Source organism: Allobosea sp. RAF48 (assembly GCF_052114025.1).
Taxonomy (GTDB): Bacteria; Pseudomonadota; Alphaproteobacteria; order Rhizobiales; family Beijerinckiaceae; genus Allobosea.
The window spans coordinates 49,179-64,603 of the sequence record NZ_JBFRDZ010000018.1; the positions used below are offsets into that span (position 1 = coordinate 49,179).

A 15,425-nucleotide genomic window follows, 5' to 3' on the forward strand; every position below is an offset into this window, starting at 1 on the left:
AAGCCATGAAATTCGCCGTTTCGCTCTCCATGGAGCGGTTCTCGCCGCAGGAATCCATGCAGGACGCCGTCCGCAACTTCCGCGCGCTGGCGAAGATCGCCGACGAGGGCGGCTTCGAGACGCTCTGGACCGCCGAGCACCACACCATCGAGTGCACGATCTCGCCAAACCCCTTCCAGACGCTGACCTGGCTCGCCCAGCACACCGACCGCATCCGGCTCGGCACGGCGACGCTGGTGGCGCCCTACTGGTCGCCGATCCGGCTGGCCGGAGAGGCGGCGCTCTGCGACCACCTAACCGGCGGGCGACTCGAATTCGGCATCGCGCGCGGCGCCTATCAATACGAGTTCGACCGCATGGCCGGCGGCATCCCGCAGCAGGAAGGCGTCGCCTTCATGAAGGAGCTGGTCCCGGCCGTGCAGAAGCTCTGGGCCGGCGACTACGAGCACGACGGTCATTACTGGAAGTTTCCGCTCGCCACATCGGTACCCAAGCCCTTGCAGCAGCCGCACCCGGCGATCTGGGTCGCCGCGCGCGATCCCGGCACCTTCGACTGGGCGGTCGGCATCGGTGCCAACATCCTGTCGACGCCGTTGTCGGCGCCCCCGGCCGAGGTCGGCGTGCTCGGTGAGAAGTTCCGCAAGGCGGTGGCCGACCATCCGGAGCGGTCGCGTCCGAAGCTGATGATGCAGCGGCGCACCTGCGTCTACGACGGGCAGGCAGATTGGGAGCTCGCGGTGCGGCACTCGGTCGACTACGGCGGCTATTTTGAAAACCTGATGCAGAACAGCGGCACGGTGACGAACGGCTTCCCCGAGGCCATTCCCTTCGAAACCATCGCCAACCGCGGCAACTACAATCCGCAGGCTGTGCGCGACAATCTGATGTTCGGCACGCCCGACGAGATCATCCGCAAGCTGCAGGTCTACGAGGATGCCGGCGTTGACCAGTTCGCGCTGGGCCTCTCCTTCAACCTGCCCTTCGAATTGCAGGTGAAGACGTTGCGTCTCTTCATCGATGAGGTGATGCCGCATTTCGCCGCTCGCGAGCGCGAGAAGGCCAAGGTGGCGGAGCAGGCCCCGCGCCTGGCCGCGGTGGGGTACTAGGCGATGGCCGCCGCAACAACGGCTGCCCGGAGCGCCAAGCCGGCGGAGGGTCCGCAGAGCCTGACCATCAGCGGCGTGACGCTGAAATACCGGATAGATGGGCAGGGCGAGCCGCTGATCTGCATCCACGGCGTCGGCTCCTACCTGGAGGCCTGGGAGGGCGTAGTCGCGCGTCTCTCCGATCGCTTCCGCATCCTGACCTTCGACCTGCGCGGCCATGGCCGCTCGAGCAAGGTGCGCGGCCGCTACGAGATCGACGATTTCGTCGGCGACGTGCTGGCGCTTGCCGACCGGGCCGGCTTCGGGAGCTTCAACCTCGCCGGCTTCTCGCTCGGCGGGCTGATCGCGCAGCGCCTGGCGTTGACCCATCAGAACCGCATCCGTCGCCTCGTGCTGCTATCGACTGTCGCTGGGCGCACCGAGGAGGAGCGCGATCGCGTCGCCGCCCGGCTCGCCGCCTTGCAGGCGGGTGATCGCGGCGCGCATTACGACGCGTCGCTGTCGCGCTGGTTGACCGAAGACTTCCAGGCGAGGAATCCGGAACTCATCGCCAAGCTGCGCCAGCGCAATGCGGAAAACGACCCGGAGTGCTATGCCGCGGCCTATCGCGTTCTGGCGCAGACAGATTTCGGCGGGCTGCTTGACCAGATCCGCGTCCCCGTCCTGATCGCGACCGGGGAGGAGGACGCCGGTTCCAACCCGCGCATGGCGCTCTACATGCAGGAGCGCATTTCCGGGTCAAAGCTGCACATCCTGCCGGGCCTGCGCCACTCGATCCTGACCGAGGCACCCGAGCAGATCGCCGGGCTGATGGGCGGCTTCCTCGGCGATGGCAGGGAGGACGCACGGCCATGATCGTCGAAGAACGCATCTACCGCATCCGCAACGGCCGCATGGGCCGCTATCTCCAGCTCGTGCGCGAGGAGGGGCTGGCGATCCAGCAGCCGATCCTCGGCCATCTGATCGGCTACTTCACCACCGAGATCGGCGCGCTCAGTCATGTGACCCATCTCTGGGCCTATGCCGATTTCGAGGACAGGACCCGCCGGCGCCAGCTGCTCGCGGACGATCCGCGCTGGCAGGCTTTCCTGCCCAAGCTTTCGGAGAACATCGAGCAGGCCGAGAACCGGATCCTGCTGCCGACGGATTTTTCGCCGCTGCGTTAGCGGCTGCCAAGCGCATCTTCCTCCGCAGGAACGAGGGAGGAGCTCGTTCCTCCATCGGATCGCAGGAAGACGCGCCATCCCGGCCGGCACTTAATGGTTGTCGGCAGGCAGGTCGAACAAGCCCGATCAATCGGGCGCCGAGAAGAGGGGTCCGGATATGACCGAGCGACTGCAGATCCAGAATCTGTACAAGATATTTTCCAACACGCCCCGCCCGGCGCTGGAGATGCTGGCGCGGGGTGGCAACAAGAACGAGGTCTTCGAGAAGCTCGGCGCGGTTGTCGGGCTCAACAACGTCTCGCTGAGCGTGCCGCAGGGCGCCATGTACATGGTCATGGGTCTGTCCGGCTCCGGCAAGTCGACGCTGGCGCGCTGCATCAACCGCCTGAACGAGCCGAGTGCCGGCAAGATCCTGCTCGACGGGCGCGACATCGTTCCGCTCGGTGAGGAGGAGCTGCGCGAGGTGCGCCGCACTCGCATCTCGATGGTCTTCCAGCATTTCGCGCTATTGCCCAACAAGCGTGTCATCGAAAATGTCGAGTTCGGCCTGAAACTGCGCGGCATCGCGCCGGCGGAGCGCCGCCGCCGGGCAGAGGAAGTGCTCACCGTCGTCGGCCTCGGCCGCTGGGGCTACCACTACCCGCATGAGTTGTCCGGCGGCATGCGCCAGCGCGTCGGCCTTGCTCGCGCGCTCGCCACCGACGCCGACATCCTGATCATGGACGAGGCCTTTAGTGCGCTCGACCCGCTGATCCGCTCGGAGATGCAGGATGAGCTGCTGCGTCTGCAGCGCACGCTGAACAAGACGATCCTGTTCATCACCCATGATTTCCAGGAGGCGCTGAAGCTCGGCACCCGCATCGCCATCATGTCCGAGGGCGAGCTGGTCCGCGAAGGCACGCCGCAGTCGATCGTGCTGGAACCGGGCAGTGATTATGTCGCCGCCTTCACCCGCGAGGTCGACCGCGCCCGGCTGTTCGACGCGCGCTCGGTGATGCGGGCGGCCGAGCCGATCCTGCAATCGGAGCGGGGCACGCTGGTCGGCGAGGCCGGCGGGCCGGGCTTCATGCTCGACCGCGACGGCAAGGTACTCGGCACGCTCGACGCCGAGGCTTGCGGGCAGGCCCGCGCGGGCGGTGGGGTCGCAGCACCGAGCGGCGACTATGTCAGCGTCCCCCCCGGCGCGAAGCTCCTCGACGTTGCCCGCAGCTATCGCGACGGCCGCCCGATCGCGGTCGTCGACGATGAGGGCAAGTTCATGGGCTCGCTCGGCGCCGACGACATCCTGGCCCGCATCTCCTCCAACTCCTGCAAGACCGCATCCGCCGGAGAGCGCCATGTTTAAGGCAGACGATCTTGCCGTCTTCCCGATCGACGCCTGGATCCAGCAGGGCGTCAGCTGGGTCGCGCTCAACCTGCGTCCGATCTTCCTCGCCATCAAATGGCCGGTCGAGAACCTGCTGAGCCTGAACGACTGGATTCTCCACGCGATTCCGTTCCCGGTCTTCGTCGTCGGCTTCTTCCTGCTGGCTTGGCGGCTCTCGACGCTTGGCATCGCGATCTTCAGCGCCGTCTCGCTGATCGTCATCGCCGTGCTCGGCGTCTGGAACGAGGCGATGACGACGCTGTCGCTGATCTCGACCGCGATCGTCTTCTGCGCCGTCATCGGCATCCCGATCGGCATCTGGTGCGCGCGCAGCGATCGGGTCTGGAACGTCGTGCGCCCGATCCTCGACATCATGCAGACTACGCCGAGCTTCGTTTATCTCGTGCCGGTAGTGATGCTGTTCGGCGTCGGCACGGTACCGGGCGAGGTCGCAGTCGTGACGGCCGCGGTGCCCCCGCTGATCCGCTTCACCAATCTCGGCATTCGCATGGTCGAGCACGAGATCGTCGAGGCCGGCCTCGCCTTCGGTGCCGACAAGCGCCAGCTCCTCTTCGAGATCCAGCTGCCGCTGGCGATCCCGACCATTCTCGGCGGCCTGAACCAGACCGTCCTGACGGCTATGGTGCTGTCGGTTGTCGTCGCCATGATCGGCGCGGAGGGCCTCGGACTCGTCGTTCTGCAGGGCCTTGGTCGCCTCGATGTCGGTCGTGCGGCCGTGGGCGGCATCGCCATCGTGCTCCTGGCCATGGTGCTCGACCGGATCACCCAGAAGCTTGCAGCCCCCAAGGCAGGCGGCCGGACCGCTGCACGAGCCTCGCTGCTCGGCATCGTCGCGCGGCTGTTCAAAGGCGGCCGCCCGGACGAGACCGTCCAGGCCGTGATGCCGGCGAAGCAGGCGCTCTGAGCGTCTCGCGGAGCTCCAGGTCACCCGAGGCTCTCGCATTCAAGGAATGGCCGGGACAGCACAGCGTCCCGGCTTTTAAAGCCCCACCGCAAGGCGGGGAGGGGAAAGCAACAAAACGACCGGCACGGGTCGACGACGAGGAGAACAGCCGATGACCATGACCAGATTGAAGATGTTGACGGCGGCAATGGCCGCTGGCGCGCTCGCCTTCGCGGCAGCGCCCGCGCAAGCGCAGGAGATGCCCGGTAAAGGCAAGACCGTGCGCTACGCCCAAAGTGACAGCCTCGGCGCCAACTACGTCACCGCCCAGATCGTGATGAAGGCGCTGAAGGAGCTCGGCTACGACGTCAAGCTCAGCACCATAAACACGACGCTGTTCTTCCAGGCGGCGGCGCAGGGCGATCTCGACCTCGCGACCGACGTCAACTTCCCGCAGCGCGAGCCTGGCTTCCGCGCGGTAGAGAAGGATGCGGAGATCGTCGGCGGCGGCCTGATCGTCGGTGGCGGCATCAACGGCTACCTGATCGACAAGAAGACGGCAGATGCCCACAACATCACCTCGCTGATCCAGATGAAGGATCCAAAGATCGCGGCGCTGTTCGGCAAAGACGGCAAGGCCGACCTGATCAACTGCGATCCCGGCTGGAGCTGTGGCGACGTCGTCGACTTTCAGCTCGACAAGTTCGGCCTGAAGGACAACGTCAAGTCTATTCGCGGTAAGTACGAGGCGCTGATGGTTGAAGCCGTGGCCCGCGTGAAGCGCGGCGAGCCGGCCTTCTTCTACGCCTGGAGCCCGTCCTGGGTGAACAACGCGCTCGTTCCCGGCAAGGATGTCGTCTGGCTGCCGACGCCGGAAGACGCGCTGCCGCCCTCTGTCCCGAACAAGGGCTCGGCGCTGGTCAAGGGCGTGAAGGGATGCGCCGGCGGCGCCGATCCCTGCCGCATGGCCATGGCCTCCTGGAACTGGGGCGCCGTCGGGAACAAGAAGTTCGTCGCCGCCAACCCGGCCGTGAAGGCGCTGATCGAGAACATCAAGTTCCCGCTTGAGGACTGGTCGCACTGGGAGTTCAACATCAACAAGAACGGCGGCAGCAACGCCTTGATCACCAAGATGGCCGATGAATGGGTCGGTGCCCACAAGACTCAGTTCGACAGCTGGGTCGCGGCCGGGCGCGCAGCGAAGTAAGCAGAGACGACATCCCATCGCTCTGGAGGGGCGGGGCCGGAACCGGCCCCGCCTTCTTCTTTGCCGTTCCGATCATCCGGCGCCGTAATCGAGCCTGAGCTAGACGATCCGGCCTGCCTGCCTCTTTCTGCGGGTTCCAGCACCGACGCCTATGCGTCCGGCCAGACACGATTCAGGATTTTGGCTGCGGTGACAGACTTGTCCTGTGGGAGGAAGCGACCGTAGTGATTTGCAATCATCGCTGGCGTGTCCTGGATCGCATAACTGGGCTGCTCGTGCGAGCCGGTCTGTTTCAGGATGTGAGTTGCAAGGACGTCCCGAACGTTATGGGGCCCGTGTGAAAGCAGACCCTCGATCACGCCAGCCGAGATACCAATCCCACACGGCTGAAAAGACCGGCATGGCGAGCGTCATCGCTTCGAGCGAAACACCGTGACCGGCGATGTCGCCTTGAGGATCGGAACCGAGGGCGCCGAACATGAGCGCGAAGTGCTCGACCTTCTGGGACGCGGTCTCGGCGTTCCAGACGCCGTTCCGTCGTAAGCCGACTGCCGTCAGATGGGAGGTGTTGAAGCGAACGATCTCGCTCATCTCGTGCAATAATTGCGGCGGTGCGTCGACAAGGGCGCCGTTGCGCGCGGTGTCGATTCTGGCGTGCCTACCCGCCGTCGGTTCCAGCCCCAGGCCCTTGAAGCGCAGGGCGTATCTCCGCTTCGCCGCCGCAAACTGATAACGGCGATACTCCGTGCTACCGCTGATAACGACCTCGCGAACCCAATTGAGAATTTCCCCCTGCTCGGCAGCGTGACGGCAGGCAACTGGCCGAGAAACCGCGGCGGCCCAGGAGCTACCGGAAAGCGTCAGCGCCCTCGGTTTCCTCCAGCGCACCGATGCTCCTGGCGAACAGGTGACCGCTGTAGTTGGCTGCGGCGATAGTGCCCGGCGCCAGGCAATCCCCAATCCTGTCGACGCGGGTCAGCCCGCTATCCAGCCATTCCTCCTGCCGGGCCTGCAACGCCGTCCACAGATCGCTTGAGGGGACACGCGCGGTGACAGGCACGAGCAAGTCGCAGGGAATGACCTCGACTGCGCCCGAGTAAACGCACCTGATCGACAAGGTGTCGGCTGCTCGATCTGCGAGAGCCGAAAGAACCCTGATTTTCACGCCCAGTTCCAGCAATCGGCGATGAATACGGGCCTGTTCGAGAGTGTTCACCGTCCAGGCCGCCACCAGTGGCGCCGGGGTGACATAGGTCGTATCGATACCTGCCGAAGCCAGTTTGTCAGCCAAAGCGCTGCCCATGTAGTATCGATCGTCATCGAAAATCACCACAGGCCCTTGCCCGGCGGCGGAGCTTCCCTCGTCCAAGAGCAAATCTACCCCGGCGACCTTGCCATTCCTGAGAAACGGCAGCGGCAAGCGGTGAGCCCGGCCGACACCGTCCTCCCGCCATCTGGCGCCCACGGCAATCGCGACATGCTCGCTCCCATGGGAGAGGATGTCATCGGCCGTGAGTGGGCTCGAAAGGTACATTTCGACATTGGATGCGACCTGAAGCTGCCCGAGGCGCCAATCTCGCACTCTGGCCCAGGTGGAAAGCCCTGGAAGCCGGCTCTCGCGGGATACGCGCCCGCCCCATTCGGTTCCCGCGTCCGCGATGATCACCGATGCACCCCGCTGCGACAATGCGCGGGCGGCCTCGAGCCCGGCAGGCCCACCGCCGACGATCAGGGTCGTCGCAGGGCCAGCCAACGCCGGAATCCGCTCCGGATGCCAGCCCTTCCGCCACTCCTCGCCGATCGTCGGGTTCTGGGTGCATCGCATCGGCGCGACGATGTTGTCGCCCGCCACGCAGATGTTGCAGCCGATGCACTCCCGAATGTCGTCGATGCGGCCCTCCTGGATCTTGAGGGGCAGGAACGGGTCTGCAATGGACGGCCTGGCGGCGCCGATCAGGTCGAGATGGCCCTGTCGAACAACACGGGCCATCGTATCGGGCGAAGTGTACCGGCCCACGCCGACGACCGGCTTGGTCGTGACCTGTTTCACGAAGCGCGTATATTCCTCCTGATAGCCTTCCTGCGAAAATCGGGCGGACTGGCTGTCATTGGACCAATCGGACAGGTTCACATCCCACAGGTCCGGTTCCTCGGCGAGCGCCGCCACGATGTCGCGCCCTTCGCCGTCGCGCTCGATGCCTGCCGGGCCCATCAGCTCATCCACGGCAAAGCGGACCGCCAGGGCGCACCGATCGCCGATGGCATCGCGGGTATCGGCCAACACTTCGCGAAAGAGCCGCAGACGATTCTCCAGCGATCCGCCGTACTCATCGGTTCGATGGTTGTGACGCGCGAGGAGGAAGTGCATCAGCAGCGTCATGTCGTGGCCGGCATAGACGTAGACAATGTCGAAACCCGCCTCGCGTGCCCGAATTGCTGCATCGCGGTGCCAGCGCCTGAACTCGCGGATATCCGCCTTATCCATGCCGCGAGCCTGGACCGGATCGTCGGTGTCGACGACGGCATCGGACGGGGCGTAGGGGGCGATGCGCGAGAGCCGATTGGCGGTGTGCAGGCCATTGTGAACGAGCTGGACCGCCGCCAGGCTGCCGCGCTCGTGGATGAGGTCCGTCGTCTCCCTGAAGACACGCACGTCGGCGCTGTCCCAGATCCGGCCCTGGTTGGAGGGCGTGAGGTCGGAGGATGGATGGATCTCGGTTTCCTGCGTCGAAACCACTCCCCAGCCGCCTTCGGCCTTCATGGCTCTCATATGAGCATCCGAGCGGGCGTAACGATGCCCCATGCCGGAGCAGTGCGGGACCTGATAGAAGCGATTGCGTGTGGTGACGGGGCCGATCGTGACCGGTTCGAAGAGGATATCGTAGCGGGGGTCGCGCATGCAGTTTCGCTGATGTGATGGGAATGTCGGAGGCGATAGCGGGCTGGCCGTTGGTCGGTCACTATGCGATCGTATAGCGACTATGCAAGTGCATAGTTTGGCTTTGCTGCAATTCGGACGAGGCAATGTGACGACTTCCTTCAGGCGAACCCCCGACTTCGACAGGCGCACGGACCTGATCGAAGCCACGATGGATTGCATTGTTGAGCTGGGCATCCAGGGCACGAGCGTGCGCGCGGTCGCCGCAAAGGCCGGGGTCAGTAACGGCCTCATCCGGCATCACTTCGCGTCGAAAGAGAACCTGATTGCGGAAGCCTATGGCAGGACCATCGCGATCATCACCGGGCCACCGCTGGCGGTTGCGGCGGAGGAGGGGTCTCCCATCGACAAGCTGCGGCGCTTCCTTATCGCCAGCATCAGCGGTCCCGTCGCAGAGCCCCGCATTCTCTCGCTATGGGCGACGTTCATCAGCCAGGTGCACATCAACGAGCGCTTCAGGGAGATTCATCGGACGCGGTATGTCGCCTATCGCGCAGCATGTCGGAGCCTCATACAAGGCGTGCTCGAGGCGGACGATGTCCGCGCTTCCGCAGAAAAGCTGCACCATCTGAGTATCGCGCTGAACGCGATCATCGATGGGCTTTGGCTGGAAGGGTGCTTGAGCGCCGAAGAAATCGACGAGTCTCTTCAGATCGACATCGCTCTCAGCTCGGTGGAACGCCTCCTGGGCATCAAGATCAGCAGGTCTGTCTCAGACTAGGTCGGTACCGGTTCGCGCCTGACGGCAATCTCCGCTGATGGAGAAACGACCGATGTTGCCGATCGGGGTGAACCGACCCAGCCACGTCGCCAGGCCGAACGTCTGGAGGCCGTCCATCTCGGCCGCATTCGGTTTATGGGTTCACGGCCTGATGTGTCCGACCAACCTCACGACTTGCGAGTGTCTCGCGTTCGATCTGGCAGTGAATCGACAGCTTTTTCCGCGCCCTGATCCTTGTGAAGTACGCCCTCACGCAGCACTTTGGTGGCCGCATCGGCCTTTTTCTTTGGATCGGTCGGAATCGGTTTTGTTTCGGGCGTAGCCGTCAATCCAATGTTCTTGGGTTTCTGTCCGGCGTTTCTCGCGGTCGCAGCGAATGTGGCGAGAGATTCTGGTTGTTTTGCCACGGCAAAGTCCTCCGGTTTTCACAACAACCGGGAGACTCGGTCCGAAGTTCCTCTGTCCATGAGGACCGCTCAGCCGTTCGCGTTTGACAACTTCCCCACCGATCGCGCCAAGCGCGGGTAGCAAAGACCACTGACCGCACAGTATGAAATGGAGAGTGTTCAGGCCATGCCTGACTGCGCACGGATTCTGACAAGGCCAGCATGGAACCGCGGCCGGACCGCTACGCCGCTCGGGAACTCAGGATAATTTGCTTCCGTTGTTCTATCTTTGAGTGACCATGGTTCGATGCGGGAGACGATCTGAGGACATATCCGGACCGTCGCTCCGTTGTCCTGGGAAGAGCCGCAGAATCAGGAGTCCGAATGATGCCCAGGCTGCCTCTGGCCGTTGCAATCGCTCTGGCGCTGTTCCTATCCGCGCCTGATTCCAGCCGCGGGCAAAGCCCGGAGCGCAGCACGACTAGGACGGGGATCTTATCGCTCCTGCCTGAGCCTCAGACGACGGAACATGCGATTGACGTGCGCGGCCGCACGCTGCGATATCGGGCTCGGGCAGGCACGCTATCGCTGCTCGGAGGCAACGCCGAAGCGACGGCCGAGGTCTTTTACGTCGCCTATACAGTTCAGCCTGAGCAGGGCCAGGACGAGAGTTCGCAAAGGCCGGTGACGTTCGTCTTCAACGGTGGCCCGGGGGCCGCCGCGGCCTATCTCCATCTCGGTGCCATGGGGCCGCGGGTACTGATGACCGGAACCGACGGAAGCCTGCTTCCGTCGCCTCAGAAGCTCATCGACAACCCGGACACCTGGCTCGACATGACCGATCTCGTGTTCGTCGATCCGGTCGGGACGGGCTACAGTCGTGAGGCCTCCGGCCAGCAGACGCGGAACTTCTGGGGCGTGAACCAGGATGCTGCCTCGATGGGAGCGTTCGTCCGTCTGTATCTGGCGCAAGCGGGCAGGACCCGCTCACCGGTTTTTCTGGCGGGCGAGAGTTACGGTGGGTTCCGGGCTGCGCTGCTCTCCCGAACGCTTCAGCAGGATATCGGCATCAGCCCGAGCGGCATCGTCCTCGTCTCTCCCGCCCTGGAATTCGCCCTCTTGCGGCCCGATGACTTCGACATCCTTCATTTTGCGCTGGAGCTTCCCTCGCTTGCAGCCGTTCGCCTCCAGCGTGACGGCCTCGTCGGGCAGGCCTTCCGGGATAAACTCGCCGAGATCGAACGTTTCGCGCTCGGCGAATATCTCGTCGGGCTTGCAAGCGGGCTGGACTCGGGTGGGCGCGCTGCCAGCCAGCGCGTCGCCGAGATCACCGGCCTGCCGCTAGAGTTGGTGCAGCGCAGCTTCGCGCGCATTTCTACCAGTCTCTTCACCAAGGAGTTCGCCCGGGCGCGAGGGAACGTCCTGAGCCCGTATGACGGTCTGATCGAGACCGGGGACATCGCGCCGCAAAGTCCGAGAGATCGAGGCCCGGATCCGATCCTCGATCGCAGCGTCTCCGCCCTGACCTCTGCCTTCACGGCCTATGTCCGCGACGAACTGGGCTTTCGGACGGACATGTCCTACCGCCTGTTGAACGGGGAGGTCGGCCGCAACTGGGACTACGGAACCAGTTCCTCTCGTCAGGGCTACGCCGGGGTGATGGGCGATCTCCAGCGAGCGCGAAGCTTGAATCCGGCGATGGGCGTCCTGATCGTCAACGGCTACACCGATCTCGTGACGCCCTACATGATCTCCCGCTACCTATTGAGCCAGATGAGCGCGATCGCCGGTGCGAGGCCCGTTCGGTCCGCCGTGCTCGACGGCGGCCACATGATGTATCTGAGGCCGGATGGCCGCCGGGCTTTGAGGGAGCTCGCTGCGGAGCTCTATCAGGCGGCCCGATAGTAGCCATTGCGCTCACCTATCCGTGGTCGTTGTTATAAGCATCGGTCGCCCGAGTTTCAAAACGGCCCACGCAGTCGGAATAATCAACTGCACCCGGTTGTAGAACCCAGCAATAATAATGGCTTTCTATAATTCTCCATATTTATCAGAGCGATGCGTGTCGGCATATGGGTGCCACGTATGCCGAGATGTTCCGGCCTAGCAGTTTGGTTCAGTGGGACAGGTGAGGCGGCATGGCGGCGGCTGACCGAGCCGTGAATGCAAAAGCTGATAATGGCGGCCCAATGACCGGTCGATTGGCGGCTTGCCCCCGCTGCGGGCGAGGGGCGGCAAAAGCCTGACACCAATGTCTGGAGCGGTCGCTTGGCTAGGGGAACAGCCGCTCAGGTTCGTGCACCGCGAATTAGCCTCCTTTAGTCCGACCTTTCCCTGAGTAACTCGCCGATTTTGACGTTCAACGCACGGGCGGTGCGATCAAGGGTGGTCAGCATTGGGTTGCGCACGCCGCGCTCTAGGCCGCTGACATAGGTCTGCTCGGCTCCCATGCGAACAGCGACTTCTTCCTGCGAAAGTCCGGCAGCAGCGCGCAATTCTCGCAGATTTTTCGCAAGGAGCCGCCGAACGTAGCGGAGTGTTCATTTCGGCCAGGCATTATAGTGTCTAAATCGATTCGAGGACTGCTTACGACTACGGCCGCCGTGCACAGTAAAAGATGCGTTCTGAAGAATTTCGCGCCTCTCACGTTCGATGTCGCCTTCGAATGGCAAGACCCGATCGGATCAAATTTTGAGCTCATGGTGAGTGCCAGAGGACCTCAAGCGGATCGAGATCGCTGGCAGCGTGCCTTTCAAAGATGGTGCAATCTTCACGGTCAGAGCGTTGAGATAATCTGCGGAAATGCGCGGACAAATTGGACAGCCACGAGGACTGTCGTGTCTGGGCCGACATCGCTGGACCAATTCATTTTCCAATGGATTGGGAGGGAATGGCACAGGCACGCACAGGAGGATCCGATCTCGGGCGGAGAGCATAACGCCGAGCTAAGGGCCGTTAGTGATCGCGCGTCCAAACTTGCCGCCCTCCTAAGGATGCATGCGGCTCAGCCGTCGGCACGCAGAAGAGTGGTCTCGCCCAATCGGCCAATTCACAGCGCTCGATTGGCTGCGTTCTCAAAAATATAGCGGTCTAAGCAAGTGCTGAGCACCCCGGAGAAAGCTTGCGCATGCGCCTCCTGATCGTCTCGGACCGGCGAGAGGAGCGGATTGATCGATCCGTGAAGATAGAGGCGCTGCGAGCGGCGCATCGGTTGGCGGCTGATTTCTCAGATCGGCCAGCAGAGTCCGGCGCTACTTAAAGCCAGGCCGCCGGCGTCATCTCACCAGTGCAGAAGGCGTGGAAAGATAAGCGCGCCGAGCGCTGCAACGATCACGGTCGCTATAGTGTACCAGGTTGCTAGAAAGGCCGCCGTATCATCCGGGCAATGCAGGCTGTAGGCGACAGTAGCAAGGCCAGCCGAGGCGAGGCCGGCAAAGGCCCCTGTCAGGACTCGATCTACAGGTGCGCCGCGGCGCGCCAGCAGCAGCAGCAGGATGAGCGGAAGCAGCGCGTAAAGCGGCACCGCGATCAGGCAGGCTCGCCAGTAGCGGCCGAAGATCAAGGCACTCCATTGCTCGGCCGGCGCCTGTATCAGCGTGAGCAGCGCCCAGCTAGCCGCCACAAGGAGCGGGGCCGCGATGAGTGGCAGGCGCCGCGACGGCTTCAGGCCCGGCCGCAGGCTGTTCTGGAACAGCACGAGCGCGATGGCCGCAACGCTCGCGCCGAACGCGGCCTTGGCGATGACCGGCAGTGTCGTCCAGGCGCTGGTGAAATCTGGCCTGGTGCCGAGCGTGAGCAGCACCAGCCCAACCGTGATCGAGAGTGCAGCGAGGGCACAGAGCCACGTCGCGCGGCGCAGCCAGCCGGTATCGACCGGCCGGGCGCTCGCACTCATCAGGGAGATCAAATCGTTGGTCTGYATGTCCGATCTTCGTGGTTCTGCGGTCTATTGGAGTTCGCGAGAAGCTGGCGAAAGGTTACGAGGCGTCGATGACCATGGGCTTCATCAGGGTTTCGCCCCGCGTTTCGTGAGGAATTTCGCCATGGCTTGCAGGCCGCGATGGATCGCGACCTTCGCCGCCGTCTCCGTCATTCCGGCGGCATTGGCCGCTTCGACGACGCTGGCACCCTGTAGCTTGACCTGCTCGATCAAACGGCGCGTGCGCTCGGGCAGCGCGGCCATGGCGCGGGCCAGGTCGAGCCTCGCCTCGGCCGCGACGCCCTCCGGCGGGCCGGCGAGCCCGTCCGCCTCGTCTTCGAGCGGCAGGGCGCCGGCATGGCGGCCGGAGCGGCGCAGATGGTCGACCAGCTTGTAGCGGGCGATCGCATGCGCCCAGGCCGTCACCGGGCTCGCGGCATCGTAGGTATGGCGCGAGAGATGCAGCGCCAGCAAGGTTTCCTGCAGCACGTCCTCCGCCTCGCTCGCCTCGGTCCGGCCCGCACGCGCCAGCATCTGGCTGAGATAGCCGCGCAGCCGCATGCTGATCGTATCGAGGAACAGGCGATAGGCCGCGGCATCGCCGGCGAGGGCGGCGAGGAAGACCGGTCGGAGCTGGTTTTCGAGCTCTTGTAGCGACACGTATTGCGCTTTTCGGAAGGCGGATTTGCACCCAGTCCGTTGCATGGCGGACGCCCGCTCACAAGCCCGCGATGCCGAGGTGAAGCGCGTGCGCCGCCCGGTTACGCTCGCGCCGGAGCGCAAGGCTTAACCGGCACAGCGGAGAGATAGCAAATGGCGACAGGGCTGCCGCTCGTAGCTGCGTTCGTCGGCATCCTGGTTGCCGGCTCGGCGGTTGCTCGGGAGCCTCACGGTCCTTCCAAGCCCGGCGACGCCTGTGCCGAGGCCGCGGGCTGCAGCGTGGCGAGCGGCAACTATCGCATCGTGCTACCGCCGGAGGCCGGAGCAGGGCGGCCGGTCGGCGCGATCGTGTATTTCCATGGCTATCAAGGTTCGGCCGAGGACGTGATCGCCGATCCGGGCCTCGCCGCCGTCGCGCGTCGCCTCGGCGTCGCGCTGATCGCACCTGATGGCGCCGGACGCTCATGGTCCTTTCCCGGTTCTCCGGCAAAGCAACGCGACGAATTCGCCTTCATCGGTCAGGTTCTGGACGACGTCGTCGCGCGCTTTCCTATCGATCCCCGCCGCCTCCTAGCGAGCGGCTTCTCGCAGGGCGGCTCGATGGTCTGGTATCTCGCCTGCCGGATGCCACAGCGTTTTGCCGCCTTCGCCCCGATCGCCGGCGCCTTCTGGGAGCCGCTGCCCGAAAGCTGCGAAGGCCCGCGCCCACCCTTGATCCATGTCCATGGCACGAGCGATACGACGGTGCCGCTCGCCGGCCGCACGCTGCGACAAGGTTCCAGACAGGGCGATGTCTTCAAGAGCCTCGCGATCTTCGCGCCGGGCGGCTGCACTGCCGGCTGGGCCGGAGCAGCCCGCACCGAAACGATCGCGGACGGACTGATCTGCCGCATGGCGGCCGGCTGCGACGGTTCTGCCAGGCTGGAGCTCTGCCTGCATGCCGGCGGTCACGAGGCCGATCCGGCCTGGGTCGAACGAGCCTGGCGGTTGACCATGCCGGTAGGTTCACCCGTCGCGGCCGGGCAAGGCGGCCTCACGTCTCCGTGATCGTG

General features: G+C 64.4%; 15 protein-coding genes. 9 read left to right on the top strand and 6 right to left on the bottom strand.

Annotated elements, in window-relative coordinates:
- Positions 1–5: 5 nt before the first annotated feature.
- The 6 genes from AB4Z10_RS25815 (at position 6) to proX (ending at position 5,749) form a co-directional block, all read left to right on the top strand.
- Entirely contained in the window at positions 6–1,106 is a 1,101-nt protein-coding gene (locus AB4Z10_RS25815; protein ID WP_441473264.1) for an LLM class flavin-dependent oxidoreductase, read from the top strand.
- 3 nt (positions 1,107–1,109) lie between these two features.
- Positions 1,110–1,961 (top strand): alpha/beta fold hydrolase, encoded by an 852-nt coding sequence (locus tag AB4Z10_RS25820; protein ID WP_441473265.1) that lies wholly within the window; start codon positions 1,110–1,112, stop codon positions 1,959–1,961.
- Positions 1,958–2,272 (top strand): NIPSNAP family protein, encoded by a 315-nt coding sequence (locus tag AB4Z10_RS25825; RefSeq protein WP_441473266.1) that lies wholly within the window; start codon positions 1,958–1,960, stop codon positions 2,270–2,272. Before AB4Z10_RS25820 ends, AB4Z10_RS25825 begins: the two co-directional genes overlap by 4 nt.
- A 157-nt stretch (positions 2,273–2,429) precedes the next feature.
- Positions 2,430–3,617: a quaternary amine ABC transporter ATP-binding protein gene (locus AB4Z10_RS25830; protein ID WP_441473267.1), complete on the top strand. Its 1,188-nt coding sequence runs from the start codon at positions 2,430–2,432 to the stop codon at positions 3,615–3,617.
- The gene (locus AB4Z10_RS25835) at positions 3,610–4,563 is read left to right on the top strand and encodes an ABC transporter permease (RefSeq protein WP_441473268.1); all 954 of its coding nucleotides are present in this window, start codon (positions 3,610–3,612) and stop codon (positions 4,561–4,563) included. Before AB4Z10_RS25830 ends, AB4Z10_RS25835 begins: the two co-directional genes overlap by 8 nt.
- A gap of 151 nt (positions 4,564–4,714) precedes the next feature.
- Entirely contained in the window at positions 4,715–5,749 is a 1,035-nt protein-coding gene (gene proX, locus AB4Z10_RS25840; RefSeq protein WP_441473269.1) for a glycine betaine/L-proline ABC transporter substrate-binding protein ProX, read from the top strand.
- A 324-nt stretch (positions 5,750–6,073) separates the two neighbouring features.
- On the opposite strand, the gene AB4Z10_RS25845 is transcribed toward proX, so the two are convergent.
- Positions 6,074–6,637: a hypothetical protein gene (locus AB4Z10_RS25845; protein WP_441473270.1), complete on the bottom strand. Its 564-nt coding sequence runs from the start codon at positions 6,635–6,637 to the stop codon at positions 6,074–6,076.
- A complete protein-coding gene (locus AB4Z10_RS25850) occupies positions 6,597–8,648 on the bottom strand; it encodes an oxidoreductase (protein WP_441473271.1) in 2,052 nt (683 codons plus the stop codon). The genes AB4Z10_RS25845 and AB4Z10_RS25850 overlap by 41 nt, the downstream gene beginning before the upstream one ends.
- A 127-nt stretch (positions 8,649–8,775) precedes the next feature.
- Between AB4Z10_RS25850 and AB4Z10_RS25855 the strand changes: the two genes are divergently transcribed.
- Positions 8,776–9,408, top strand: a complete 633-nt coding sequence (locus tag AB4Z10_RS25855; protein ID WP_441473272.1) for a TetR/AcrR family transcriptional regulator — start codon at positions 8,776–8,778, stop codon at positions 9,406–9,408.
- Positions 9,409–9,575: 167 nt separating this feature from the next.
- On the opposite strand, the gene AB4Z10_RS25860 is transcribed toward AB4Z10_RS25855, so the two are convergent.
- Positions 9,576–9,815 carry a hypothetical protein gene (locus AB4Z10_RS25860; RefSeq protein WP_441473273.1) on the bottom strand — a complete coding sequence of 80 codons (240 nt, stop codon included), beginning with the start codon at positions 9,813–9,815 and terminating at the stop codon, positions 9,576–9,578.
- Between the two features lie 519 nt (positions 9,816–10,334).
- Here AB4Z10_RS25860 and AB4Z10_RS25865 point away from each other — a divergent pair.
- A complete protein-coding gene (locus tag AB4Z10_RS25865; RefSeq protein ID WP_441473274.1) occupies positions 10,335–11,699 on the top strand; it encodes a S10 family peptidase in 1,365 nt (454 codons plus the stop codon).
- A gap of 413 nt (positions 11,700–12,112) precedes the next feature.
- On the opposite strand, the gene AB4Z10_RS25870 is transcribed toward AB4Z10_RS25865, so the two are convergent.
- The 3 genes from AB4Z10_RS25870 to AB4Z10_RS25880 form a co-directional block, all read right to left on the bottom strand.
- Positions 12,113–12,298, bottom strand: coding sequence for a helix-turn-helix domain-containing protein (locus AB4Z10_RS25870; protein WP_441473309.1), 186 nt, complete (start codon positions 12,296–12,298; stop codon positions 12,113–12,115).
- A gap of 776 nt (positions 12,299–13,074) precedes the next feature.
- Positions 13,075–13,689, bottom strand: a complete 615-nt coding sequence (locus AB4Z10_RS25875; RefSeq protein ID WP_441473275.1) for an NrsF family protein — start codon at positions 13,687–13,689, stop codon at positions 13,075–13,077.
- A 111-nt stretch (positions 13,690–13,800) separates the two neighbouring features.
- A complete protein-coding gene (locus AB4Z10_RS25880; RefSeq protein ID WP_441473276.1) occupies positions 13,801–14,373 on the bottom strand; it encodes a sigma-70 family RNA polymerase sigma factor in 573 nt (190 codons plus the stop codon).
- Between the two features lie 153 nt (positions 14,374–14,526).
- Between AB4Z10_RS25880 and AB4Z10_RS25885 the strand changes: the two genes are divergently transcribed.
- The gene (locus AB4Z10_RS25885; protein ID WP_441473277.1) at positions 14,527–15,420 is read left to right on the top strand and encodes a CE1 family esterase; all 894 of its coding nucleotides are present in this window, start codon (positions 14,527–14,529) and stop codon (positions 15,418–15,420) included.
- Positions 15,421–15,425 lie beyond the last annotated feature (5 nt).

Coding starts and splice junctions, on each gene's coding strand:
- AB4Z10_RS25815 (WP_441473264.1), top strand. CDS start 6: ATGAAATTCGCCGTTTCGCTCTCCATGGAGCGGTTCTCGCCGCAGGAA.
- AB4Z10_RS25820 (WP_441473265.1), top strand. CDS start 1,110: ATGGCCGCCGCAACAACGGCTGCCCGGAGCGCCAAGCCGGCGGAGGGT.
- AB4Z10_RS25825 (WP_441473266.1), top strand. CDS start 1,958: ATGATCGTCGAAGAACGCATCTACCGCATCCGCAACGGCCGCATGGGC.
- AB4Z10_RS25830 (WP_441473267.1), top strand. CDS start 2,430: ATGACCGAGCGACTGCAGATCCAGAATCTGTACAAGATATTTTCCAAC.
- AB4Z10_RS25835 (WP_441473268.1), top strand. CDS start 3,610: ATGTTTAAGGCAGACGATCTTGCCGTCTTCCCGATCGACGCCTGGATC.
- proX (WP_441473269.1), top strand. CDS start 4,715: ATGACCATGACCAGATTGAAGATGTTGACGGCGGCAATGGCCGCTGGC.
- AB4Z10_RS25850 (WP_441473271.1), bottom strand. CDS start 8,648: ATGCGCGACCCCCGCTACGATATCCTCTTCGAACCGGTCACGATCGGC.
- AB4Z10_RS25875 (WP_441473275.1), bottom strand. CDS start 13,689: ATGAGTGCGAGCGCCCGGCCGGTCGATACCGGCTGGCTGCGCCGCGCG.
- AB4Z10_RS25885 (WP_441473277.1), top strand. CDS start 14,527: ATGGCGACAGGGCTGCCGCTCGTAGCTGCGTTCGTCGGCATCCTGGTT.